The sequence below is a fragment of the Pseudoalteromonas sp. Ld19 genome (genome assembly GCF_045064135.1).
GTDB classification, from domain to species: Bacteria; Pseudomonadota; Gammaproteobacteria; order Enterobacterales; family Alteromonadaceae; genus Pseudoalteromonas; species Pseudoalteromonas aliena.
This window is the reverse complement of the sequence record NZ_JBISHA010000011.1, coordinates 186,929-207,531: the sequence shown is the minus strand read 5'-3', so window position 1 is coordinate 207,531 and position 20,603 is coordinate 186,929. Positions and strand designations below refer to the sequence as shown.

At 38.3% G+C, this 20,603-nt stretch carries 22 protein-coding genes; 5 read left to right on the top strand and 17 right to left on the bottom strand.

Going from position 1 to position 20,603, the window contains the following annotated elements:
* Positions 1 to 36 precede the first annotated feature (36 nt).
* The 4 genes from ACJJVZ_RS02310 to ACJJVZ_RS02295 all read right to left on the bottom strand — a co-directional run bounded on the left by ACJJVZ_RS02310 (position 37) and on the right by ACJJVZ_RS02295 (position 3,582).
* On the bottom strand, positions 37 to 387 hold the full coding sequence (locus tag ACJJVZ_RS02310; RefSeq protein ID WP_405597766.1) for a PDZ domain-containing protein: 351 nt from the start codon (positions 385 to 387) through the stop codon (positions 37 to 39).
* Positions 388 to 802: 415 nt separating this feature from the next.
* Entirely contained in the window at positions 803 to 1,090 is a 288-nt protein-coding gene (locus tag ACJJVZ_RS02305; RefSeq protein ID WP_405597764.1) for a putative quinol monooxygenase, read from the bottom strand.
* A 79-nt stretch (positions 1,091 to 1,169) separates the two neighbouring features.
* Positions 1,170 to 1,985: a 2,5-didehydrogluconate reductase DkgB gene (gene dkgB / locus ACJJVZ_RS02300; RefSeq protein WP_405597762.1), complete on the bottom strand. Its 816-nt coding sequence runs from the start codon at positions 1,983 to 1,985 to the stop codon at positions 1,170 to 1,172.
* A gap of 424 nt (positions 1,986 to 2,409) precedes the next feature.
* Complete coding sequence (locus ACJJVZ_RS02295; protein ID WP_405598164.1) at positions 2,410 to 3,582, bottom strand: MFS transporter; 1,173 nt, start codon at positions 3,580 to 3,582, stop codon at positions 2,410 to 2,412.
* Between the two features lie 116 nt (positions 3,583 to 3,698).
* On the opposite strand from ACJJVZ_RS02295, the gene ACJJVZ_RS02290 reads away from it, so the two are divergent.
* Positions 3,699 to 4,586 carry a LysR family transcriptional regulator gene (locus tag ACJJVZ_RS02290; RefSeq protein ID WP_405597760.1) on the top strand — a complete coding sequence of 296 codons (888 nt, stop codon included), beginning with the start codon at positions 3,699 to 3,701 and terminating at the stop codon, positions 4,584 to 4,586.
* Between the two features lie 16 nt (positions 4,587 to 4,602).
* Here the strand turns inward: ACJJVZ_RS02290 and ACJJVZ_RS02285 are convergent, their stop codons facing one another.
* Both ACJJVZ_RS02285 and ACJJVZ_RS02280 read right to left on the bottom strand, forming a co-directional pair.
* Positions 4,603 to 5,082 (bottom strand): hypothetical protein, encoded by a 480-nt coding sequence (locus tag ACJJVZ_RS02285; protein ID WP_405597757.1) that lies wholly within the window; start codon positions 5,080 to 5,082, stop codon positions 4,603 to 4,605.
* Between the two features lie 315 nt (positions 5,083 to 5,397).
* Positions 5,398 to 5,664, bottom strand: coding sequence for a hypothetical protein (locus ACJJVZ_RS02280; RefSeq protein ID WP_405597756.1), 267 nt, complete (start codon positions 5,662 to 5,664; stop codon positions 5,398 to 5,400).
* 240 nt (positions 5,665 to 5,904) lie between these two features.
* On the opposite strand from ACJJVZ_RS02280, the gene ACJJVZ_RS02275 reads away from it, so the two are divergent.
* Both ACJJVZ_RS02275 and ykgO read left to right on the top strand, forming a co-directional pair.
* Positions 5,905 to 6,168 (top strand): type B 50S ribosomal protein L31, encoded by a 264-nt coding sequence (locus ACJJVZ_RS02275; RefSeq protein WP_077535161.1) that lies wholly within the window; start codon positions 5,905 to 5,907, stop codon positions 6,166 to 6,168.
* A gap of 1 nt (position 6,169) precedes the next feature.
* Positions 6,170 to 6,304, top strand: a complete 135-nt coding sequence (gene ykgO, locus ACJJVZ_RS02270) for a type B 50S ribosomal protein L36 (protein ID WP_007378871.1) — start codon at positions 6,170 to 6,172, stop codon at positions 6,302 to 6,304.
* Positions 6,305 to 6,387: 83 nt separating this feature from the next.
* Here the strand turns inward: ykgO and ACJJVZ_RS02265 are convergent, their stop codons facing one another.
* The 8 genes from ACJJVZ_RS02265 to ACJJVZ_RS02230 form a co-directional block, all read right to left on the bottom strand.
* Complete coding sequence (locus ACJJVZ_RS02265) at positions 6,388 to 6,774, bottom strand: OsmC family protein (RefSeq protein WP_138585408.1); 387 nt, start codon at positions 6,772 to 6,774, stop codon at positions 6,388 to 6,390.
* 9 nt (positions 6,775 to 6,783) lie between these two features.
* Positions 6,784 to 7,173 (bottom strand): cytochrome b562, encoded by a 390-nt coding sequence (locus ACJJVZ_RS02260; RefSeq protein ID WP_182703301.1) that lies wholly within the window; start codon positions 7,171 to 7,173, stop codon positions 6,784 to 6,786.
* Positions 7,174 to 7,307: 134 nt separating this feature from the next.
* Positions 7,308 to 9,086 (bottom strand): sugar phosphorylase, encoded by a 1,779-nt coding sequence (locus tag ACJJVZ_RS02255; protein ID WP_405597752.1) that lies wholly within the window; start codon positions 9,084 to 9,086, stop codon positions 7,308 to 7,310.
* A gap of 55 nt (positions 9,087 to 9,141) precedes the next feature.
* Complete coding sequence (locus ACJJVZ_RS02250; RefSeq protein ID WP_138585411.1) at positions 9,142 to 10,362, bottom strand: glycosyl transferase; 1,221 nt, start codon at positions 10,360 to 10,362, stop codon at positions 9,142 to 9,144.
* Positions 10,355 to 12,100, bottom strand: a complete 1,746-nt coding sequence (locus ACJJVZ_RS02245) for an HAD-IIB family hydrolase (protein WP_405597750.1) — start codon at positions 12,098 to 12,100, stop codon at positions 10,355 to 10,357. The genes ACJJVZ_RS02250 and ACJJVZ_RS02245 overlap by 8 nt, the downstream gene beginning before the upstream one ends.
* A gap of 145 nt (positions 12,101 to 12,245) precedes the next feature.
* The gene (locus ACJJVZ_RS02240; RefSeq protein WP_405597748.1) at positions 12,246 to 13,484 is read right to left on the bottom strand and encodes a uracil-xanthine permease family protein; all 1,239 of its coding nucleotides are present in this window, start codon (positions 13,482 to 13,484) and stop codon (positions 12,246 to 12,248) included.
* Between the two features lie 9 nt (positions 13,485 to 13,493).
* Positions 13,494 to 14,123, bottom strand: a complete 630-nt coding sequence (gene upp / locus ACJJVZ_RS02235; RefSeq protein WP_193156612.1) for a uracil phosphoribosyltransferase — start codon at positions 14,121 to 14,123, stop codon at positions 13,494 to 13,496.
* Between the two features lie 146 nt (positions 14,124 to 14,269).
* Entirely contained in the window at positions 14,270 to 15,238 is a 969-nt protein-coding gene (locus ACJJVZ_RS02230; protein WP_405597745.1) for a kinase, read from the bottom strand.
* A gap of 422 nt (positions 15,239 to 15,660) precedes the next feature.
* On the opposite strand from ACJJVZ_RS02230, the gene ACJJVZ_RS02225 reads away from it, so the two are divergent.
* Positions 15,661 to 16,095, top strand: coding sequence for a hypothetical protein (locus ACJJVZ_RS02225; RefSeq protein ID WP_193156610.1), 435 nt, complete (start codon positions 15,661 to 15,663; stop codon positions 16,093 to 16,095).
* A gap of 484 nt (positions 16,096 to 16,579) precedes the next feature.
* Here the strand turns inward: ACJJVZ_RS02225 and ACJJVZ_RS02220 are convergent, their stop codons facing one another.
* From ACJJVZ_RS02220 to ACJJVZ_RS02210, 3 genes are all read right to left on the bottom strand, one after another.
* Positions 16,580 to 17,554, bottom strand: a complete 975-nt coding sequence (locus ACJJVZ_RS02220) for a transposase (protein WP_405597743.1) — start codon at positions 17,552 to 17,554, stop codon at positions 16,580 to 16,582.
* Between the two features lie 42 nt (positions 17,555 to 17,596).
* A complete protein-coding gene (locus tag ACJJVZ_RS02215; protein WP_405597740.1) occupies positions 17,597 to 18,094 on the bottom strand; it encodes a hypothetical protein in 498 nt (165 codons plus the stop codon).
* 266 nt (positions 18,095 to 18,360) lie between these two features.
* Entirely contained in the window at positions 18,361 to 19,380 is a 1,020-nt protein-coding gene (locus ACJJVZ_RS02210) for a DUF4365 domain-containing protein (protein ID WP_405597737.1), read from the bottom strand.
* A 247-nt stretch (positions 19,381 to 19,627) separates the two neighbouring features.
* Here ACJJVZ_RS02210 and ACJJVZ_RS02205 point away from each other — a divergent pair, with 247 nt between their 5' ends.
* The gene (locus ACJJVZ_RS02205; RefSeq protein WP_405621569.1) at positions 19,628 to 20,596 is read left to right on the top strand and encodes an integron integrase; all 969 of its coding nucleotides are present in this window, start codon (positions 19,628 to 19,630) and stop codon (positions 20,594 to 20,596) included.
* Positions 20,597 to 20,603 lie beyond the last annotated feature (7 nt).

Below are 20,603 nucleotides of genomic sequence, written 5' to 3'. Positions count from 1 at the left end.
AGCTAAAATCAGTCCTCATCGACATGCTCAATAGACTTACCAAACACTCATAGTAACTTTTAAAGGTAATTGGCTACCATCTTCATTTTCTAAAAGTAGTTGTAGTATCTCTCCAGACTCCTTTCGCATTAATTCTTTTGCTTCACTGGCAGGACAACCCGGAATTTTACAGTTTTCGATAGCAATAATTTTCTGTCCGGCTACAATTCCTGCTTTTTCTGCTGGTGAATTAGGCTCTACTTTTTCAATAGTAAATGACGTTATTTTTGGGCTAAAAAAACCATCAGCTCCAACGTTACCCAAAACTCCAAGTTTAACCTCCTCTCCAGCCAAGGCATTTAAAGAAGTAATTGAAATTAAAATAGCTATAAATTTGAACATATACATAAACACTCCATGTATGTGGTTTAACAAGGCTGTAAAAATAACTGCAACAACCGAATTTAATTAAAAGCAACTGCCTAAAAGAGAGCAGAAATAAATCCTAATCGCTTTTGAAAACATTAAACAATGTTTGCAATCCATAAATAAGCTGCTTATGGCATCTGTTGACCTTTTAGGATTAAGATTAGTTCAATCCAAGGACAATTTAAGCGCAAAATGTGTAACCAACCGGGCTCGATAATTGCTTCTGCATTACTAAAAATTGAGTAAAGTTTCGCATATTACTAACATTCATGCATACAGCAAAGAGTAAATCTGCTGAATAGGTAATATCCTTAAAAATAAAAAGCGATGTAAGTGACATCGCCTATTTAAGTAATTCAGTCAGCTACAATATTAGCCGTATAATGAATACCTGTTAACCTATTGATTTATATACATCAATACTACTATTGGTCAAAAGCCCAGTAACTTGCGTACCAAACGCTTTAAAGTGTGGCTCGTTTTTATGCGCTTCAAAGTGCTCATCAGACGCCCACTGTTCACTAACTACATAGTCTGTATGATCATCATCACTTTTTACCGATAATTCATAACGTAAGCACCCTACTTCTTGGCGCGATGACTTTTGTAAGTTTTCAAGTGCTGTAAGCATGACATCTGCATCAATATTTTTGCACGACAGTGCCGCTATAACCGTTAACATGTGTATTCCTTTTTAAAAGTTAAGGTGTAGATAATCTACACCTTAGAATATTTAGTTTAACTTTGCGTTTTTTGTAAGTTTACTGATCCCACTGCGGCGCAAAGTCTGGTGTTGCTTGGCGGTCGCCGCAATCTAGAGCATCAATGCGGGCTATATCTTCATCATCTAATTTAACGTGGTCTTTAAAGTTATCTTCTAAGTTTTTACGCTTAGTTGATGATGGAATTGTCGTCATGCCATTAGCGTTTACCCATGCTAAAACAACTTGCGCGGGGCTTGCATCGTGCTTTTTAGCAATGTCGATAATGGTTTGATCGTTAAGTACTTTGCCTACTACAAATGGCATATACGCCGTTACGTGTATATCGTGCTGAGCACAGAATGCACGCAATTTAGTATTAGTTAAGTACGGGTGAACCTCAACCTGATTGGTAAATATTTCACGCGAGTCGAGTGTTTGCAGAGCCAAGTTTAAGTTTGCAATGGTGAAGTTAGAAACACCAATGTGCTTAGTTAAACCAAGCTGCTTCGCTTTTAGTAATTCAGTAAGGAATTCACTCATTGGTTCGTCGTTAGCAGGTGATGGCCAATGAATTAGCAGTAAGTCGACCGAATCAACTTGTAGCTTTTCAAGTGACTTTTTAACGCTTGGGATAAAGTCGCTTTTATTTAATTTGTTATTCCACACTTTGGTAGTTAAGAATATTTCACTGCGCGGAATATTGCTGTCTTTTATGGCTTGACCTACTTGCTCTTCGTTACCATAAATTTGAGCGGTATCAATATGGCGAAAACCAACTTCGAGTGCCACTTTTACTGAGTTGTAGGCTGTGTCGTCCTCTAAGCGGAATGTCCCCATACCGAGCTCTGGCATTTCTACTACACGTTTTTTCATGGTTTATCCTTATAAAATAATCGGTTTTGAAATACAAACTTCACTAGGGCGTGTTGTTCTTTGTGGATTGAAATTTGTTCAATCTAGGGGCGATTTAATCGCGGCGCGAGGTTTGTAACCTAGTGGGCTAAGTCAAAACCGAGCAACAAAGAGTTAATCGTCCCTAGAAAGAACCCAAAGGGCAGCGCATGTTTGGCATTTATGCTGCGTTATCGCCTATTTATGGGGAACAACCACGCTACATAGGCTCTGCCTTGCCTAAAAACCAAACTTACTACTGCAAATTCAACAACCAAAGGTCAGCACGCCCTATAGTTTACGAAATACACCTTTTACTTCTTATTACGACTGTCACTTAAAAATTAATGACCTCACAACAGGTATGAGGTCATTAATTTTAGTTTCAACCTTAGCAGAAGATGGTTTACGCTTGCTGAATTTCACGCTTATCAAGCATACCGCTGTAACGTGTAACACCAAGTGCTAAAACAGAGATAACGGCGCCTATCCATGCGGTATCTTGAAGGGTCATGTTCTCTACTACGCCACCGCCAATAATTGAGCCTAGTGCAATACCAATATTAAATGCGGCTATGTTTAAACCTGATGCGACATCTACCGCATTAGGCGTGTGCTTTTGTGCTTGCTTTACTACATAAAGTTGCAAGCCTGGCACATTACCAAAAGCAAATGCCCCCCAGACTAAAATAGTAAGTACAGCGGCAATTTTTGATTCCATCGTAAAGGTAAATATCAGCAAAATAATACTCAAAGTGCTGAATATAATACTTAATGCACTAATTGGGCCGCGTTTGTCGGCCAACTTTCCACCCCAGATATTACCTATTGCTACCGATACACCGTAAACCAGCATTATTAAAGCTATAGCCGAAGGCGCAAAACCTGTTTGTTGCTCTAAAATAGGTGCTAAATAAGTAAACGCTGTAAACGTGCCGCCGTAGCCTAATATAGTCATTAAATATACGAGTAATAAACGCGGTTTTACGATTACTTGTAGTTGCTCTTTAAACGTCGCTGGTATTGATTGTTTTAAGTTTTTTGGCACTAAAATAGAGCTGCCGATCAATGCAATTAAACCTAATACCGACACAACTAAAAACGTTGCACGCCAACCAAAGTGTTGGCCAATCCATGTACCTAATGGCACACCGGTTACTAGTGCTACAGTAAGCCCGGTAAACATAATGGCAATTGCACTGGCTTCTTTGTCTTTACTTACTAGGCTAGTAGCAATCATCGATCCGATTGAAAAAAACACACCATGGGCAAGCCCCGTTAAAATACGTGCAAGTATTAATGTTTCATAACTTGGCGCTTGCCAAGCAAGTAAGTTGCCCAGTACAAACAAGCCCATTAAGCTTATTAATACCACTTTACGATTCCAACGACCCGTTAAAGCTGTTAGCACCGGTGCACCAATAGCAACGCCAACCGCATATAAACTTACAAGCAAACCCGCTGAAGGTAGGCTTACGCCTAAGTCGTTTGCAATGGTGGGTACTAATCCCACTATTACAAACTCAGTTGTTCCTATTGCAAATGCGCTTAAGGTAAGCGCCCACAAAGCCAATGGCATAGTTATATCCTCATTAATATTTGAAGAATGTAGTTTGGCTAAAATATCGTTTGCAAAAAATAGCATTAGTGACAAAATACTTTTGTTAATAATGCAAAGATGGTGTTGGTATACTTATGGCTGTTCATTCAAAAACTGAAGATTTAGAAACGTTTATAACGGTAGTAGATTGCGGAAGCTTTTCGGGAGCGGCTAATTTGCTCGATCAACAAGTGGCTAAAGTGTCGCGAGCGGTATCACGCCTAGAAAATACACTGCAATGTACTTTGCTAAACAGAACAACACGCCGATTAGAGCTTACCGAAGAAGGCCATACTTTTATAAAATATGCGCGCGAAGGGTTAAATACGCTTTATACCGGTGAAGAAGCCATAAAGCTTTTAAAACAAGCGCCAAGTGGCAAGCTTAGGATAGATGCGGCAAGCCCTTTTGTATTGCACCAACTTACACCTTTAATTGGCGAATTTGCTAAGCAATACCCACACATAACGCTTGATATAACCTCGCACGACAGCATTATTGATTTACTTGAACATAAAACCGATTTAGCCATACGCATTGGTGATTTAAAAGACTCAAACTTACATGCTCGTAGACTTGGCAGCAGCCAGTTGCGTATTGTAGCCAGCCCAGAATATATAAATAATAACAAAGCAATTGCGCAAATTGATGACTTACAAAATCATAAGTTAATTGGTTTTAGTGACTCCCCTAAATTAAACACCTGGCCGTTAGTAAAACCCGCTTTATTTACGTTTTCGCTTAGCGCAAGCAGCGGTGAAACAGTGCGCCAGCTGTGCATTGCAAACCAAGGCGTTGCGCTACTTTCTCACTTTATGATTGGCAATGATCTAAAAACAGGTAAGTTAGTTGAAGTGTTACCCGCTGCAATTAGCTCACCTAATAACCGAGAAATTATACAAGCCGTGTATTATAAAAATAGTGCGGTATCATCTCGCATTACGGCGTTTTTAGATTTTATAAAGACACGATTAAATTTATAAATATGTTAACGTCAGTTTATGCTTTGTTATTAAAAAACAAACCTGAGTGTTTATTATCTGAAGATGATGAAAAAAGTGAATCCATTAAAGTTGAAACATTTTTACGCACAGTTAACTGTATTGACGATAACTCACTCTCAAGTTGCTTTTTCAGTTTGCTTAGCTCTTCTGCAGCTTCCCCTGTAGGTGCATCAGAGTTATTGGTCATTTCTTTAATTTTACCCTGCAAGCCTTTAATTGATTCGATTGCTTTATCCATTTGCACTGCGGCATCGTCGCTCGAATCTTCTGTTTTACTGTTGCTAACCGCCTTTGTCTCTTCAGTAACTGTTGGCGAGTTTGTTGTTTTTTCAGCATTTTGATTTAATAAAGTATCGGCTTTAGCCTCAGCATTTTTATCAGTATCATCCGTTTTTACAGTGTTTTTATTTAAATTACTAAGATTTGAATAGCTGTTGTCATTGTATAACTGTGAAGAAAGAGTTCCAAAGTTCATTTTTGCCTCATGTGTCTAAAAATTGACGACTTTATTTTTATAATTAAAAGCAATTATCATTCCAAACCTATCAGTAATCTGAACTATAGATAATAACCTTTTTCAAACAGCTATTTTCTTATCGCTATAGTAGATCACTAATTTAATGTAATTGGTGTTAATCTTTAAAACATCAGGAGTGCGTGAAGGGGTTTCCATTTGAATTTAATATTATAAATTCAAATGGTTTTGCCAACATTTGTACATATATAACTTTAAACGCGGTGGTTTGCTCGCTGAAGCAGCTAAATAGGGCCCACCTTATTGATTTTAAAATTAATTTTGGTGTTCGTACTGCCCTCTATACACCTCAAATACCTTTAATACGGTATGTTGCTCTTTTGATAGATTATCAAACCAATCGTCAAACAACTCATCGTTATCTTGCTCACTGAGCGCCATATAATGCGCTAATAATTCGATAATATCGTTATGGTTGCAACTTAGCGGGTTAACTTGTTGTGCTAAGGCACTATGGTCGCGCTCTCTTAGGGTATCCATTACCCCTTGATCTATATGTTCTTGTTTTATTGCGTCGCTCATACATTACCTCTGTGATCTACTGTAAATGCAGTTGTTAGTGTTTTAAATAACTTAAATATAGTTATAACAGCCTAAACGCTAATAGCCAGCATTTTTGATCTAAGTGCTTATTTTTTGATTTATTTGCGTAAATAGCCGCCAAACTGATGCTTTTCACAGCATTTAAAACTATTTGCAAAGAACAAAAAAGTGCGTTAAATTAAATGATATAATATCACATAACATTTATTGAGACGCTTTATGAAACCAAATATCCATCCTGATTACCAAGTGGTTGCCTTTCACGACACCGCTGCCGACTCTTACTTTATTATTGGCTCTACAATTAAATCCAGCCGCACAGTTGAGGTAGACGGAAAAACTTATCCGTACGTGCCAATTGATGTATCAAGTGATTCGCATCCATTTTATACAGGTAAGCAAAAAACAGTCACCACTGATGGACGTGTTGCACAGTTTAATCGTCGATTTAAGAGTCTTTCATCTGGAAAAAGCGAGGCATAACATGAAGGTACTGAGTTCACTTAAAAGTGCTAAACAGCGCGCTGGTTGTCAAATAGTTAAACGCAAAGGCCGCGTGTTCGTTATTTGTAAAAGTAATCCTCGCTTTAAAGCAGTGCAAGGGATGAAGAAAAAATAGCAGAATTGTTGTAGTGATACCGCTGGGGCGTGTTGAGTTATAATTTTCCTCAGCGGTATTTTTAACATTTTATACGTAGGTGGTTATTTAACAACTACCGAAAACTCAGGAACAGCCTGAATTACTTTTTTAACTGTACATGTATTAACAGCCGCAATAAGTGCTTTTTTATACTTTTCAGGGAAGCCCTCTGGTAAGTTAATTTCAATAGCAAATAACTTTTTACCATTGTCATCAACGTTTTCGTTATTTTGAGTCAACGTCATTCCTTGTGTTGAAATATCACGTTGCTCACAAAATTTACGTGCATAAAAGCCAGCGCATAACACCATGCTCACTAAAAAATAATCAAACGGTTCTGGGTGCTCAGCATTACCACCCGCGTTTACACTTTGATCGCTTATAACTTCTAAATCGCCAAATTTTGCGCTTTGCTTTTGGCCTTCTAACATTGAAACTGAAATTTCCATTGTGTTTCCTTATTTTCCAAACAATAATTCAAAAAAACCAGGCGGCTCGTGTAGTTCGTGGTATTTTTTACGTAAGTTATCTATATTTTTTAGTGGTGCTTTCGCGCTATCGAGCCCGTGTTCATTAGCTGCTTTTTTAGCTCGTTCAGCCTGTACTATTACTTTATCTAGGCCTTGCAATGACTGCTCAGGTTCTTTGTAAAATTTAGCGGTTTTACTTACTTTTACCAGCTTAATAAACTTATCGATTGCGATATTAAATTCTGCAAGCTCCGTTGCTTGAACAGCTTGCTTATAGGCAAGGCCAGTGTTTTTCATGTTTATTTCAAGATCAACAGGCTGATCAGCAAATACGAATGAGCTAAATAACAATGTGAAAAATATATAAAAAGACTTCATGAACAACCTTATAAGTTAAAAACGTATAGATTGTATCAAGGATATAAATGAAAGTAACTCGTGCAGTGAAATGGCTTAAAAACTAACTGTAAAGCCCCTTTACAGTTAGTTTTATATTTTAAATACTAAATAGATTACTGTAGATTGCTCAACCATACACTTTGATAGGGCTCGAGTTCAATATTCATCTGCCCTTGCTCTATTGTTTTTACTGATACTAAATCAAACCATTGCTGTGTATCTATTAAGTTTAAATCAGCGAGTATCAAGGTTTGTGATTTATCGCTTATATTATAAATACAAAATACACTTTGCCTACGATCGATACTCTGTCGCCAAAAACCAAATAATCCCCCCGCTAAATGCAGTGTAAACTGAGTGGCATTAGGGTGAAACGCGCTTTGCTTTTTGCGTACAGCCAATAGCGCTTTAATACCGTTAAATACTTTATGATGATGGCTATATTTTTCATCAATCGCTGCTAACAATTTTGACTCTTGCCAACGGTGGCGATTAATAGCTCTGTTGTGTTGAGAGTTTTCAAAACGTTCATAGTCGTTTGTGGTGCCAAGTAAGCTATGAATATAAAGCCCAGGTATCCCCTCAAGCGCAAACATAATTGCATGAGCGCACATAAATCGCTCAAGTCCAAATCTATCGGGCCCATTGTGTGTACCTTGAAGTGCATCAAACAATGCAATATTTAGTTCGTACGGTATATGTGTGCCGTCGTTACTGGTTCGCATAGATACGCGCCCGCCATATTGCATTGTAGTACTCACTAAGGACGCTACTTCGCTAGGTTGTAATAACCCTTCTACTGGGCGAAGTCCAATTCCATCGTGCGATGCTATAAAGTTAAAATATGCCGTCCCGTTTTGTGCGGGCGGCATACTCATCATCCAATGTTTAAGCGCAGTACTGTCACCACTTAATAATGTGTGGAGTAATAGTGGTGGCAATGCAAAGTTATAAATTGCGTGGGCTTCGTTAGCGTTTCCAAAGTACGACAGGTTTTCTTGATTTGGAATATTAGTTTCGGTAATTATCACAACGCTTGGCTCTACGTGCTCAATAAGCGTGCGCAATAGCCTAACAACTTCATGGGTTTGCGGTAAATTTATACAGTCTGTATTTAACTGTTTCCATAAAAATGCAACAGCATCGAGCCTAAATAAACGCACACCATAATCTAAATAATGACGAATAATACTCACAAACTCCTTTAAAACATCAGGGTTTGCAAAGTCAAAATCGACCTGATCGTGACTAAACGTACACCACACGTGTTTCCCCCCGCTTGGCGTATTTACTGTATGTAACAGTGATGATGTACGCGGGCGAACTACTTGGCTTAAATCGTCATTTAAACTGGCTGTTTTAAAGTAATCTTTACCTGGGTGTAAATCATTTAAAAAGTTTTCAAACCATACACTCCGACTCGAACAATGGTTAATCACTAAGTCAGCCATAAGCTTTACATCATTAGCTATATTCTTAATATCTTGCCAATCACCTAACGACTCATTTACTTGCACGTAATTCATTACCGCAAAGCCTTCGTCTGAGCTGTAAGGGTAAAATGGTAATATATGCAGCGCATTAAGTTGCCTATCGCATTGCTCTTTTATAAATCGGTGTAGTGTTTTAAGCGGGGCTTCCATTGGGCTCGATACAGCAAACTCGCTATCATCGTGTTGTATTATGGAATCGCCATACGCAATTAAAACGATGTCTTGCTCATCCCATCGGTTTTTATGGGGTGTAGGGTCGCGCAGTGGACTACTGCCTAAAATAACGGTAATTAGTTGCTGAGCAAGCTCAGTAATTGACAAAGGTAGCTCTACATCGTCATAAATTATTCGAAGATGCTGCTCTACCCGCTGTAAAAATAGTTCGCTAACTGAAATCACATGCGCCCCTAATATTTATTGTTTAGACTTACAGGCTAGTTAACCTGTGCTTAGGTTAACTATATTCTTTGTTATCTAACTCTACGGCTTCCTTTAAACGCTCAAGTACGTCTGGCATTGCCGATACAACGCGGTTCCAACTTGGCACAAATGGGGCTTCCATTGGGTTATCCAAAAATTGCTGACCAGCATTCATAATATTTTGCGCAAACATTTCAACTGCTTTTTCTTCTTGGTGCACATCAAGCGTTAAACCATTCATAATGGCGTCGTTATGGTAGGTTTCTATAAAGTCTAAACCAATACGGTAATACGTTGCTTTAAGTGAGCGAATAGTTTCACTGGTAAAGGTAACGCCTTGCGTTGCTAGCTTTCTAAATAAGGCTTTAGTGATATCAATCGACATTTTAGATAACCCAGCACTTTGATCATCAAGTGATAGCGCTTGGTGTTTATGGTCGTAATTATCGGCAATGTCTACTTGGCATAAACGATTATGTGAATAATTACGGTACATTTCACTTAGTACGCCAATTTCTAATCCCCAATCACTCGGTATACGAATATCGTTTAGTACATCGCGTCTAAACGAAAACTCACCCGCAAGCGGATACCTAAACGAGTCCATGTATTCTAAATAATCACGATTGCCTAATATGGTTTTAAATGAGCGCAACAGCGGTGTTACTAATAAACGAGATACACGACCATTAATTTTCCCATTTGCAGTACGCGGGTAAAAGCCTTTACAAAATTCATAGTTAAAGCGTGGGTGCGCAACTGGGTAAATTAACTTAGCAAGTAAGCTTCTGTCGTAAGTTAAAATATCGCAATCGTGCAATGCAATCGATTCAACCTCAGCTGTTGCTAATTTATAACCCATGCAATACCAAACATTTCGGCCTTTTCCAAGCTCTCGTGGCGCTACGCCAAGCGCTTGCAATTCTTTATCGAGTGCTTGCAAACGAGGACCATCGTTCCAAAGTACTTTATGGTTTTGATTTAACTCTTTAAAAAAGCCAAGTGCGTGGCGATATTGCGCCTCATCAGCTCTATCAAGGCCAATTGTAATTTGCGATAAGTAAGGTACTTCGCGTAGTTCGCTAACTATGTTTTTAAGTGCCGGCCCTTCTAACTCGCTAAATAACGACGGTAATATAAGCCCCATAGGACGCTGCTTGCTAAACCCAACTAACTCTTTTTCTAGCTCTTCAATTGGTCGGTCTGCAATATTATGTAATGTAGTAATTACGCCATTTTGGTAAAAGTCAGCCATGCGATGTTTGCTCCTTAGTAATACGTAAAATACTGCTAATACACGGCAACGATATTATTTCTTCAATCCAACCCAACGGTGCTGGCAATTGAGAGTATCGTGCTTTGTTGTGCGATAATTTAACCGGTTTTTTACTCGCCGGATTGGCAATAATAATGGCAATATTTGCTTGCTCTAACATTTGCTTATCGTTATCGCTATCACCCAGTGCTATGACTGTGAGAGGCTTTCTAAAATGTTGGGTAAACTGCTTAACTAACCACTGCTGTGCAACGCTTTTATCAGTATTTTTGGCAATATGAATAAAACGTCCGCCTATTTTTATCTCATAGCCAAGTGCTTCTACATCGTTTACAAAGGCTGTGAGCAATTCGTCGTTGCCGTACCAATAAAGAGGATCGGAGTACTCTCGTGTTTGTGCTTGCTTTGCTTGTGTGTCACTTAATCCGGTTAGCTCAGAAATTTGTTCACAGGTTAGGTTACTAAATAATTTATAATGCGCTTTGTATTTAGAATCGAGCGACGCTAAGTCACTTAATAAGCGCGATAGCGGCTTAGCTAACGCAAAGCACCAATAAGCACCTACTTTTTTACAGCCAAGCGGTTTAAGTTCAAAATAATGATCGGGCATATAAACTGCAGCGCCATTTTCAATAATAAAAGGCTGCTGAAGGTTTAAGTCATTTTGAATTTCAGTCACTTCGTAAAATGTTTTACTCGTATTAAACACCACTGGAATATATGCGCTTTGTAATTGTTGTAATAATTCGCTCACATTACTAGTGTTGTAATTGGTATGATCAAGCAAGGTGCCGTCCAAATCGGTAAAAATAATAGGTTGCAGGGTGTCGTCACTAATTAAATGCATACCACTAATATCGCGGTTGCTATCAAGTTCAATTAAAGCGTTTGCTTTAGCACTCAGTGTGTTTAAGTTCTCACGCGTAATACGTTCAAAATGAGAAATAAACCACACCAATCGCTCGTTGGTCATGGTGCCTTTACCTTCACCTTTTTTGGCTATTAGTTTTTGCTCTTGCTCTTGTCGCCATGTAAAAACATCACTAAAACTCGGTGCTTTTAGCATAACGGTATAATCAATTAGGTTAAAAACGGCTTTATATTCATTTGCTAAACAGCTATTTACACAGCGGCGCCAAACGCCTTCTTTATCAAATTGTTGCTCTAACTCGTTAAGCGGTTCACTCAATGAAAATAATGGCTGCGGCTCACTACTTACGCACCATCCTTCTAAAATAACAATATCGACAGGTTTTGAATTAGTTAGCCACTCATTTTGAGGGGCGCAATCATCTAGGTGTTTATTAAAGCGTGGTAGCGGCACATTTATATCACCCGCTAACAAACGTGAAATAGTGCAATTCATTAATTCAGTATCGTGAGTACCAGGCACGCCACGAGTCACGAATAATGGATGAACATCTTCGCCGAGTTGTTTACGCGCTTGCTTAGCTAAATAAAAATCGTCAATAGACAAAGCAATACAGTTAAGGGATGTATTTTTAGAAAACCACGTAACTAAAAAATCAGCGAGTGTTGTTTTTCCTGAGCCTTGGCAGCCATTTATAGCAACAAAAATAGGAGTATTTGTTTTTTTAGATTCGAGAATGTCATGCGCAAGTGGAACAAAATAATGTTCACTCAAATATTGATATTTTAAAGGCAGTTGGTGCTTTGCTAAAAACGGGGTTATATCCACAATATTGACCTCTGACATAGTAACTTATTTGCATACAATGCGTTCTGGGAGTTAAATGCAGATACTAGACCAATATTATTTTTTCATATATTTTAATGAGTTAAAAAAATAGCGCATTTAAAATGCGCTATTATGGTGCAAACTATTTAGCGTGTGTGCAAAATCAAGCCTGTTCAGGCTCCGCTTTTGGCAACACCAAGTTAAGCACAATGCCTAAAATAGCGCATAAACTTACGCCTTCTAAACTAAATTGGTTACCACCAACATGCATACCACCAATACCACACACTAAAATAAGCGCAACGATGCTTAAATTACGGGGTGCGGTTAAATCATCTCCCGACTTAACCAGTGTATTTAGGCCAACAACTGCAATAGATCCAAAAAGCAAAATCATAATACCGCCCATCACAGGGACTGGTATTGTTTGCAGCCCAGCCCCCATTTTAGCGATAAACGCTAACGCAATGGCAATAATTGCAGTCCACATCATTACTTTTGGATTGAAGTTTTTAGTAAGCATAACGGCCCCTGTTACCTCTGAGTACGTGGTATTAGGAGGTCCACCAAATAGTGATGCGGCTGATGTAGCTAACCCGTCACCAAACAAGGTGCGGTGCAAACCAGGTTTTTTCAAAAAGTCTTTTTTAGTGACTTGGCTAATCGCCATCATATCGCCAATGTGTTCAATTGCAGGTGCAATAGCCACAGGCACCATAAATAAAATAGCCTGCCATTTAAACTCTGGTAACGTAAAGTTAGGCACAGCAAACCATTGTGCATTATTTACTGCGTCAAATTGCACAACACCTAGAACAAGCGATAAGCCATAACCCGCAACAACCCCAGCCAGTATAGGAATAAGTTTAAATACGCCCTTTCCCCATACTGCAAAAATAAGCGTTACTAATAACGAAATCATCGAAATAAAAATAGCGTTGTTGTAATCAATTAATTGCACACTACCATCGCCACTTTTACCCATTGCCATATTTACAGCAACAGGTGCAAGCGCTAAACCAATAACCATGATGACAGGGCCTACCACTACGGGCGGTAAAATTTTATGAAGCGTAGCTATGCCTTTAAATTTCACTAACAAGCTCAATAGCATATACGCAAAACCTGCCGCCATTAAGCCCCCCATTGTCGCGGGCACACCCCACATTTGCACTGCAGCAATAATAGGTGCAATAAAAGCAAACGACGAAGCTAAAAATATAGGCACTTGCCCTTTAGTCACAAGCTGAAACAGCAAAGTACCAAACCCTGCTGTAAACAATGCCACACTCGGATCGAGCCCAGTTAATAGCGGCACAAGCACCAATGCACCAAACGCGACAAACAGCATTTGCGCACCGGTTAAAATGGTTTTTATCGAAAATGTGGCATTATTTTGCACTGAACACTCCTAAACTGTACCAAATATTTTATCACCAGCATCACCTAAGCCCGGCACTATATACCCCTTGTCGTTCAGGTGACTGTCTACTGATGCAGTAAATATTTCTACGTCTGGGTGAGCTTCAAGTGTTTTTGCAACGCCCTCTGGTGCCGCTACAAGTATAATTACTTTAATTTCTTTACAGCCTGCTTTTTTAAGCATGTCGATAGTGGCAATCATTGAGCCACCGGTTGCAAGCATTGGGTCAATAACCAAGCTTAAGCGCTGTTCAATATTACCGACTAACTTTTCAAAATAGGGGATTGGCTCTAGTGTTTCTTCATTGCGCTGCAGGCCTACAACACTTACTTTAGCAGCCGGTAATAATTGCATTACACCGTCCATCATACCAAGGCCTGCGCGTAAGATTGGCACTACGGTAATTTTTTTACCTTTAATATGTTGTACGTTTAATTTGTTACCGTCCCAACTGGTGATTTCGTTGTCTTCAAGCGGGAGGTTTTTAGTGGCTTCGTAGGTTAATAATGTGCCTACTTCAGAACACAATTCACGAAAGCTTTTAGTGCTAATGCCATGTGCGCGCATTAAACCAAGTTTATGTTGAACAAGAGGATGAGTAATAACGTGAATAGCCATGATAAAAACCTACTAAAACAATAATTAGCGGTATTTTATATTAAAAAAGGTCATTTGACCTGTAATTTTAAAGAGATTTTCATACATCGTACCTAAATACACATTATTGCTTGATATTCATGCAAGTAGCTAACACGAACTGTTTATTAAATGTTAGCGGCTAACCAGTTGTTTACCTGCTTGAGCATATAGCTATTTATTTTTTGATGCTCAGGACTCCAGCCAGCTAAAAAACGATAAAAGTCAGCCCAAGCTGCAGGCCACAAAGCGAGCCAGTCGTTAGCTATTTTATCAGCAGGTGTTTTAGGCTGATAAATCGTAATAGCTGTTTTTAAGCTATCAAAATAATATGCAAGATACTCATCAGCGCTCTCGTGTAATTGTGTATCACTTAAGCAACTAGTCATAAAATACATTACATCAACTATTCCAGTGCCCGCACCAACATACTGAAAGTCATACCCGAGTATTTTGCTGCGTTCACTAGTCGCCAATTTAGCAGCAAAGTTAGCGAGCTTCGCATCGCCATGGATCTGGGTTTTATACTCACAACGCTGTAGCTGCTCATCGATTTTATGCGCAGCGTTTTTAATATCGGACTTTTTGTTGGCGCTAGTTTTTAGTTTATTAAACTCATCTGGTCGCGTACTTAAATGCCAATAGTTACCTTGCTGCCATAAACCATCAGCGGGTTTATTTAAGTTAAACGCATGAAAGTGCGCTAGCCACTTTAATATAGCTTTAACATGTTGCTGCCCGGCTTGAACAAAGCCATGTTTGGTGAAGTCTTTAAACACCAGTGCGTACTCATCGTCTTTATTAATTGCGCTTATACATTCAATACTTTGCGCATGCGCTGGTAAATGCTGGCTATACAGCTTATAAAAAGTGTATTCGACACTATAGGAATGCTGCTTTCTTTTAAGTGCAAATTCGCTTTGCTTAATCTTAGGATGGTTTATATAACGGGGTATTTTAATAGCCTTAACTACACATGGCTCATCATCTAGCTGGCACTGCACAATACTGCCACACCCACTCCAAAGTGATGTTAGCGTATCGCCAATTTCAATCTGCTTAAAATAAGGGTGTAATAAAGGAAGGTAAAATGCCATGGTAATATTAAGTAATTAAATTTTTTGTAGTTTAACATTAGTGGGCGTTTTAATAAAACTACGGCATAAAAAAGCCCAATTTGGTTTTATACAACTCTGTATGTAAACAGCATAATATTTCTTTCTTAATGGGTGGCCAAAATCACTATGCCATTACAACCCCGTAGTCAATGAAAACAATTCAACATGAAACTCCGTCAGAAAAATAATTTCTCGTGTAATAACGCGTAATACTTTTTTAATAATTAATGTTTTATATTTCATCTGTATTTTTGAAAATGGCTCTATTTGAGCCTGACACAAAAAATACTGGCTCTTTAACTGCCAAATAGTGTGTTAAAAGACCATGAAATGATAATGAGGTAGTGTGGATAAAGACCATTGCCTTTAACACAGAAACAACATAAAAAGGTAACAAAAAAATGATAACGGAAAAGAAAGTAGTTCGCATCGAGGAAGATCCAGATATTATATGGGAAGAGTTTACCAGCAAAAATGGAAATCCGTTTCACGTTGGGCATAGAAAATCCGAAACTAAAAAAGGATCCGATTCACTTTCAGCTAAAAAAGACTTTCAAGTGGATGTTAATTGGCCACCATCTAAAGATGACAAGTGGAAAACAACTGATTCAGACTTCCTGAGAACTACTGGGATCACAAGGTATAACGTATATGGGCCAAGAGTTTCGTTTAAGGTGTATAGCTACTACCTAGAATTTACGAACGTAGAGAATTATGACTATTACTTTGTAGATGCTACTGGAGACCAGTACAATGTCAATTGCTTCAGTAGATCTAATCATTATGTGCAATACAACTCAAGTAATCCCACGATTGTCAGAGTAATCGGCTCGTAATAACAGGAACCCACCGATTAAATCGCCCTAAAAATGAAGACTTAATCGGTCGATAGCTACTAGGTAAAACTAGACTAAACAAGACAGCCACTCTAATTAAACAAATAAAACTGTGCTATTAAATTTACTTTTTCAGCTAAAAATTTATCTTTTACTAATGCGTTACTTTCATTTCCCCCCTTTAAATAAGCCATTATCACTCTTAAACCTAAATTACGCGCATGAAAATGACTGCATGATGCAGTTTTAACTTTTTACTGGGGCGTTTAAACTTTATGCGAACTAGACTAAACTAGACAGCCACTCTAATTAAACAAATAAAACTGTGATATTAAATTTACTTTTTCAGCTAAAAATTTATCTTTTACTATTGGGTTACTTTCATTTCACCCTTTAAATAAGCCATTATCACTCTTAAACCTAAATTACGCGTATGAAAAGACTGCATGATGCAGTTTTAACTTTTTACTGGGGCGTTTAAACTTTATGTGAGCAGCTTTTCGCAGTTACTTATATTGGCTCGCCGTTTTCGATTTAAATTTTCGCAATAACTTGCTTGTGAGATAGGCCTGCCTACTGCGCCATGAAATACGCGTGTAAATTGTGTGGTGAGTTTTAACCAGTTTTCTGGGGATATAGTAAGCCTTTCAAGCAAAGGAAGGTTTATATTGTCAATATGCCCGCGTTTATCATCTCGTATTATTCGCCCTGTTAGTTCAACAAGTTCAAGGTACGATTTAAGCTCAAACGGTAGCCCTTTGGGCATTATTTGACGTGGCATGCCTGCAAAGCGCTGAAGTTGTTTTGGTTGCTTGCCTTCCTTTGCGTGTGTTAAACGCTGTTTGATGCTGGTATGAGCAGATTCTTCTGGGGTGTTAGCCATTTTGGCTCTAATGGGGTTTAAATCTACATACGCCATGCAGGCCGCCAATGCGGCTTCATCTAATAACGCTTGTGAACTAAATCGTCCCTCCCAAAACCTACCAGTGCAGTTATCTTCTTTATTTGCCCTGCGCGCAATGTCTTCATTTAACACCCGCATAAACCAGCTAATACTTGATAGACGCTCTCGATATTCCTTTACTGTTTGATTAAAAAAGATAAGTTCGGCTTTACTTAGCTTCTCACCCTGTATGTACTTTTGCGTAAGTACAGTGCCTTTACAGAGTTTATGCCAACGAATAACAATCGCTTTATCATTTAGTCGATTCGCTTTTTTATCATCAACATACAGGACTAAATGGGTGTGGTTACTCATTACGGCATAAGCACAGACATCAATGCAAAATACCTTAGCTAACTCAAGCAGTTTGTCTTCAACCCAGCCTCTACGATGCTCGTAAGATTGACCCGTAAAATAGTCTTCTCCACATAAAAATGCACGGCGTACGCACCGTGATATACAGTGGTAGTACTTTGTATCAACCAAACTTATTTGACGTTTTCTTGCGATTGCCATAAGACACCCTGCTTTTTTTTTGCACTGAACAAAGCCTAGTACTTAGTTCGCCAAACTGCAAAAATTAGGATGGGTGTCACTGTTAGTTGTTGTGTTGTTTGAATTTAAAGCGACACGCCATTGCCCATGTGCGATTTTATTCCGAAGTAAACTAGGATCATAAACATAGTCATCGATTAGCGAACAGATTTTTTGATTAGTGTTTGCAACATGCCCACTGCTCTTGCCTTGTACTTTCTGCAAAGCTAATTCAACACACTTTTTCCAAGCCTCTACAATGTTTCTTTTTCCTTTGATTTTTATTTGAGTTATCTCTGAAGCAAGAAAAGAATCAGGGGTATGAATCAGTTTAGAAAATACAGCTTCAGCAAAAGCACAATAGACTTGAGCTAGTAGCTTTGTTTGAATTTCTGCTGTTGATTGCTGATCGTTTGAATAAGCGGAATTAATTGCTTTATTGATGTGTTTCCAAGCCTGCTCTAAAGCTTGAACGTTTTCGGTTTGGGCTGAAAATATATCTTCAATATCTGTATTTGTCATAACTAATTCCTAGGTGGATAAAGGACACTCTCTAAAATGCCCTTTACCCACCCGGAATCGAACCGGGATTCTACTCAAATAGAGTAGCGTCTTGCCAAATTAGACGATGAGTCCGAGACGAATTATCTAAATAAAACAAAAAGTTGTCAAGTTAAATAATGAAGCATAACGCTTTGCTCATTTGCGATTACCGTACTTTTGATTGTGCAAAAATGGCGAAGCCATGCACAAGCAAACGGGCGGTAATTGTCAAATGCAGCTATTTGTTAGGCATTCTTATCATAAGGAAACCCGATAGCATCAAAAGAAGCATAGGTAATCCGCTTATTTTCCTCAATGCTCATCCCTAAGTGATCCGTCATACTGTTTAGCTTTTCCCAGTTTGACTCGAATAAATTAAGCTGTGCTTTTAGATCCATTGTGACGTTCATACCAGGGTTTTCAGCTATTTCTTCACCTGTTAACCAGCGAGTATCACATAAGCAAGCCGCATATGCTCTAAAACCATGTGCTGGAGGGATCATATTACAAAAATATAGCCAGTTTATTCTAGGATCCGCTTTTTTATACCATCGGCGTACTTCCCTTATTTCCCAAAGTTCTCGCTTATCAAAATCATAGCCAGATACGCTGATTTCTACTTTTCCCTGAAATTTTCGACACAAGCTGTCATTAGATTCTATGCGTGAAAAAAACTCGCTAATTGGCTTTACATTCTTTGTTTCTATATCTTCTCTATCTATCGCATAATGGATAACGTCAGCCGATAATAATGTTTCATTAAATGCCCAATGAGCTTCTAATGCTTCAAGGTGGTCTTCTGCTGGCCCCACTATTTCTAATAATTTTTCTTTTGATGATATATCGAACCTGTTTTTTCTTGGAATATTCATCTTCCATCCTGTTGGGGTTCGTTCGGTATACGCAAGTTCAAAAACCTGCCAATAAGCTTGATTTAACTTATCATCATGGATAATTATTAAAATTGGATTTTTTTGATTTAAGTAATAATTTAAGTGCTTTTTTTCACCATAAAATGTGAAACCATTACTAGTCCTTGTCTTGAAAAAAGATTGACCTGACTTAACTTGAACAGCGAGAGATTGACCAGTTACAGCGCCATCTTGAGTAACAATATCCAAATAACCATCAATACCGAAATCATGCTCGTCATGATTTCTTCTGAAAATCCACTGGAATTCATCATTAACAACTTTAGAAACAGCGTTAACTCCCGTTTCTCCAGTAATTTTACTCTTTCGAATTGTTGGAAATCCATTGCTCATAGTTGATTCCGATTTCAATGCCTAACAATTTTATAGTGCGCGCGTCGCGCATCTTTCTGCCGATGTCACGCTCATGTATTAATAAATCTATTTTTAACAAATAACGTAATGTATTGCCAATTATAATTTTTTTATTGACGCTAAAGAGATTCAGAAAAAAGAAAATGCGCTCGTCGCTCATTTTCTTGAATATGAGAGCCAAACAATTAAACTGTATATTTATACAGTTAAAAATATTGGTGATGACATGAAAACACGTTCTCCATTTTTAAATTATATAGCCGATTATATGTTGGTACGTCAGTATTCATTACGCACCGTAGATACTTACCTAAGATGGATTGCATCTTATATCCATTTTCATAATAAACGCCATCCCGCCTCAATGGGAGACAATGAAGTCGAGCGCTACTTAGAACATTTAGTGTTAAAGCAAAACGTTGCACCACGTACGCAAGCGACTGCACTCAATTCATTGTCATTTTTATACAAGCACATAATAAAAAACGAACTTTCATTAAATTTAAATTTTGCCCGTAGTAAAAAACAAGCAAAGCTCCCTGTAGTGATGACCCCAGAGGAAGTTAAAATGTTGATGGCTCATTTAAATAAGCGCTATTATTTAATTGCAGCCCTTATGTATGGAAGTGGCTTAAGAGTAATGGAAGCGGTGCAATTAAGGGTGAAAGATATTGATTTTGATTATAAATGCATTCAAGTATGGAATGGAAAAGGTAATAAACACCGCATTGTTACGCTGGCCACAGAGCTGATCTCTATGCTGAGAACTCAAATTTTAAACGTTGATGACTACCTAAAGCTTGATTTAAATAACACTAAATATGCCGGCGCGTGGATGCCATATGCTTTAACAAAAAAATATCCAAGTGCCGCAAAATCGCTTGCGTGGCAGTATTTATTTCCCTCTCATATATTAAGTTCAGATCCTCAAAGTGGTGAAATAAGGCGACATCATTTTCATCACTCTTGTATTAGAAAAGAGGTTAAAAAAGCCGTCCAAAAATCAGGGTTAACAAAAATAATAACACCTCATACATTAAGACACTCTTTTGCTACTCATCTACTGCAAAATGGCGCTGATATAAGAACTGTTCAAGCTCAGCTTGGCCATTCTGATGTTAAAACCACACAAATATATACCCATGTATTGCAGCAAGGTGCTAACGGGGTTGTTAGCCCTTTTTCAAGATTATAAGCGTCTC

What these genes read in the sequence shown, in the direction of transcription:
- ACJJVZ_RS02310 (WP_405597766.1), bottom strand. Translation starts at nt 387, where the DNA reads ATGTATATGTTCAAATTTATAGCTATTTTAATTTCAATTACTTCTTTA.
- ACJJVZ_RS02305 (WP_405597764.1), bottom strand. Translation starts at nt 1,090, where the DNA reads ATGTTAACGGTTATAGCGGCACTGTCGTGCAAAAATATTGATGCAGAT.
- dkgB (WP_405597762.1), bottom strand. Translation starts at nt 1,985, where the DNA reads ATGAAAAAACGTGTAGTAGAAATGCCAGAGCTCGGTATGGGGACATTC.
- ACJJVZ_RS02295 (WP_405598164.1), bottom strand. Translation starts at nt 3,582, where the DNA reads ATGCCATTGGCTTTGTGGGCGCTTACCTTAAGCGCATTTGCAATAGGA.
- ACJJVZ_RS02290 (WP_405597760.1), top strand. Translation starts at nt 3,699, where the DNA reads ATGGCTGTTCATTCAAAAACTGAAGATTTAGAAACGTTTATAACGGTA.
- ACJJVZ_RS02285 (WP_405597757.1), bottom strand. Translation starts at nt 5,082, where the DNA reads ATGAACTTTGGAACTCTTTCTTCACAGTTATACAATGACAACAGCTAT.
- ACJJVZ_RS02280 (WP_405597756.1), bottom strand. Translation starts at nt 5,664, where the DNA reads ATGAGCGACGCAATAAAACAAGAACATATAGATCAAGGGGTAATGGAT.
- ACJJVZ_RS02275 (WP_077535161.1), top strand. Translation starts at nt 5,905, where the DNA reads ATGAAACCAAATATCCATCCTGATTACCAAGTGGTTGCCTTTCACGAC.
- ykgO (WP_007378871.1), top strand. Translation starts at nt 6,170, where the DNA reads ATGAAGGTACTGAGTTCACTTAAAAGTGCTAAACAGCGCGCTGGTTGT.
- ACJJVZ_RS02265 (WP_138585408.1), bottom strand. Translation starts at nt 6,774, where the DNA reads ATGGAAATTTCAGTTTCAATGTTAGAAGGCCAAAAGCAAAGCGCAAAA.
- ACJJVZ_RS02260 (WP_182703301.1), bottom strand. Translation starts at nt 7,173, where the DNA reads ATGAAGTCTTTTTATATATTTTTCACATTGTTATTTAGCTCATTCGTA.
- ACJJVZ_RS02250 (WP_138585411.1), bottom strand. Translation starts at nt 10,362, where the DNA reads ATGGCTGACTTTTACCAAAATGGCGTAATTACTACATTACATAATATT.
- ACJJVZ_RS02245 (WP_405597750.1), bottom strand. Translation starts at nt 12,100, where the DNA reads ATGTCAGAGGTCAATATTGTGGATATAACCCCGTTTTTAGCAAAGCAC.
- upp (WP_193156612.1), bottom strand. Translation starts at nt 14,123, where the DNA reads ATGGCTATTCACGTTATTACTCATCCTCTTGTTCAACATAAACTTGGT.
- ACJJVZ_RS02230 (WP_405597745.1), bottom strand. Translation starts at nt 15,238, where the DNA reads ATGGCATTTTACCTTCCTTTATTACACCCTTATTTTAAGCAGATTGAA.
- ACJJVZ_RS02225 (WP_193156610.1), top strand. Translation starts at nt 15,661, where the DNA reads ATGATAACGGAAAAGAAAGTAGTTCGCATCGAGGAAGATCCAGATATT.
- ACJJVZ_RS02220 (WP_405597743.1), bottom strand. Translation starts at nt 17,554, where the DNA reads ATGGCAATCGCAAGAAAACGTCAAATAAGTTTGGTTGATACAAAGTAC.
- ACJJVZ_RS02215 (WP_405597740.1), bottom strand. Translation starts at nt 18,094, where the DNA reads ATGACAAATACAGATATTGAAGATATATTTTCAGCCCAAACCGAAAAC.
- ACJJVZ_RS02210 (WP_405597737.1), bottom strand. Translation starts at nt 19,380, where the DNA reads ATGAGCAATGGATTTCCAACAATTCGAAAGAGTAAAATTACTGGAGAA.
- ACJJVZ_RS02205 (WP_405621569.1), top strand. Translation starts at nt 19,628, where the DNA reads ATGAAAACACGTTCTCCATTTTTAAATTATATAGCCGATTATATGTTG.